A 542-nucleotide genomic window follows, 5' to 3' on the forward strand; every position below is an offset into this window, starting at 1 on the left:
GGCGCGCGGCCGGTCACGACCCGGAGCCGGGGCACCCCGAGGCGGGCTGCGTTGCGGCCGATCCGGGCGGCGCGCTCCGGGTCGGCCTCCACCGCGACGGCCGCGGCGTCCCGGTGCGCACGCAGCCACTCGATCCCGACCGAGCCGGCGCCCGCGCCGACGTCCCAGAGCAGGTCGCCCGGACGGGGTGCCAGCCGGGCCAGCGCACTCGCGCGCAGGTCGCGCTTGGTGAGCTGGCCGTCGTGCTCGAACGCGTCGTCGGGGAGGCCGGTGGACCACGAGGTGGTCGCCGCGGGCCGGCCGGCGAGGTCGAGCGCCAGGACGTGCAGCCGCGGCACGTCGGCGGTCCAGGCGTCGGCGGCAGTGCCGTCGATCCGTCGCTCGGCGGACGAGCCGAGATCGCCGAGCACGGTCATCCGGCTCGGGCCGAAGCCCTCCTCGCGGAGCAGCCGGGCGACGACGGCCGGCGTCGTCTCGTCGGACGACAACAGCATCAGCCGACGACCGGGAGCGAGCTCGCGGCGCAGCACGTCGGGGTCGCG

1 protein-coding gene is annotated in these 542 nt (G+C 78.2%); it reads right to left on the reverse strand.

Annotated features, from left to right (window positions below):
- On the reverse strand, positions 1-542 hold a 542-nt coding region (locus H0488_RS23510; protein ID WP_376768508.1), incomplete at both ends, for a bifunctional cobalt-precorrin-7 (C(5))-methyltransferase/cobalt-precorrin-6B (C(15))-methyltransferase.

This window comes from Nocardioides pelophilus, from assembly GCF_014180685.1.
Lineage (GTDB): Bacteria > Actinomycetota > Actinomycetes > Propionibacteriales > Nocardioidaceae > Nocardioides > Nocardioides pelophilus.